Below are 1474 nucleotides of genomic sequence, written 5' to 3' on the forward strand. Positions count from 1 at the left end.
GTCTAATAATCTGCAAAAATCCTCAAGTTCTCCTTCTGTTAGTTCTATTGACCACCTAATTTCGAGAACAGAGAACAAAAAATATATATTAGACAGTTAATCATCTTTACTTATTACAGAAAAAATGCTACTGTAATGTAAGTTTTTTACTCCAAATGTGACTCATCGTAGTTGACTAAGAGTCTATTAATATGGTTTAAAGACTTACCAATCTTGAATAGGTTAACAGCAAACAGTTACTCAGGTATATAATGGCTTATTAACAAGTGGCCATCAAAAACTATCACGCGCTTTTCAAAATATATTAGTGGTCTTAAACAAACCTGTTAAAAATGTTAACTGATGACTGAACTCATAAGAGATGACCGATTAAACTATACAGGCTAATAAAATTTATGCACATAGAAAAGCAATCTAGTATTGATTCCGCAGAACTAAGTCGTAGGTCTGAAGAGCTGATTAGAGCTGCATCTAATCGTTATCGTGTTGTGGTACAAGTAGCTAATCGTGCCAAACGCCGTCGTTATGAAGATTTTGATAATATGGATGAACAATTAATGAAACCTGTTATCCGTGCTGTAGTCGAAATGTCCGACGAATTGATGCAGCCAGAAATAATTAGTGATGTAAGTAGTAGCATAGTATAGGTAAATATAATAGTAGTTATTTGATAATAGCCATGAGCAAGAAGCGGTGGCTCAAATATTTCAAGATTATTATTATCACAGTAGTGGTTTGCGCTAGTATCGAAGGGTTATGGACTTCTCTGGCGATTACAGCAAACCCTTCTACTCATTATCAGTTAAAAAAAGTTATAGACCAAGAAAATTTTAAAGACTCAATAAAACTTGTCCAACAGCGAGTTAGAGCTACAGAGGTTTGGCCATTTGTATATGAAAAAATACCAGATTTGCCATTAGAAAATAATTATATATCTCAAGAAACGGGTGAAGTAGATACTGAAGAAACTCTAGTGTCACGTTTAATTCGGTATCATCTATATGTGAAAGGTCGTCCTCCCAATTATCGGTTTGACTGGAAATTAACATTAGCAGATTACCTTGGGGCGAATGATTATCTACAATCATCGGTATATCCAGGAAAGAATACTTTAACTGAAAATCCAATGGAGGGCGATCGTGAAGCTATTCAAAGTTTAACTCGCTCTCAAAGAGAAACTTTAGTTAATAGATTAGTAAATATTTTTAGTGGCGATCCTAACCCTCCATCAATACCAGATGTATATCAGAGAGATAACTCTGGACGTTCAAATCCTAGAGCGCCAATTATTCCCCAACCGGGAGATGCAGATTTGCTGAGGCCATAAAAAATGGGACGAATAGTCAAAAGTGGAGCTGGTTGGCGGTTAGGGTTGAATCCTGAAGCAGAAAGATTTAAGGGTTTAGTTGCTGGTAATGAGTGGTCAATAGAACTAACAGAAGGAGAACTTGAGGATTTTTGCAGATTATTAGAC

At 35.7% G+C, this 1474-nt stretch carries 3 protein-coding genes; all 3 read left to right on the forward strand.

Features of this window, described 5'->3' with window-relative positions; all coding sequences use genetic code 11:
* The first annotated feature begins 395 nt into the window (after nt 1-395).
* On the forward strand, nt 396-647 hold the full coding sequence (locus D5R40_RS32945) for a DNA-directed RNA polymerase subunit omega (protein ID WP_445974406.1): 252 nt from the start codon (nt 396-398) through the stop codon (nt 645-647).
* Nucleotides 648-679: 32 nt separating this feature from the next.
* A complete protein-coding gene (locus D5R40_RS37210; RefSeq protein ID WP_192901039.1) occupies nt 680-1327 on the forward strand; it encodes a hypothetical protein in 648 nt (215 codons plus the stop codon).
* A 3-nt stretch (nt 1328-1330) separates the two neighbouring features.
* Nucleotides 1331-1474, forward strand: a 144-nt coding sequence (locus tag D5R40_RS32955) for a DUF1818 family protein (RefSeq protein ID WP_124155887.1), incomplete at its 3' end; no start/stop codon positions are given.

This window comes from Okeania hirsuta (assembly GCF_003838195.1).
GTDB classification, from domain to species: domain Bacteria; phylum Cyanobacteriota; class Cyanobacteriia; order Cyanobacteriales; family Microcoleaceae; genus Okeania; species Okeania hirsuta.

Excerpts from the sequence above, each read along its gene's own strand:
- D5R40_RS37210 (WP_192901039.1), top strand. The coding sequence starts at position 680 with ATGAGCAAGAAGCGGTGGCTCAAATATTTCAAGATTATTATTATCACA.
- D5R40_RS32945 (WP_445974406.1), top strand. The coding sequence starts at position 396 with ATGCACATAGAAAAGCAATCTAGTATTGATTCCGCAGAACTAAGTCGT.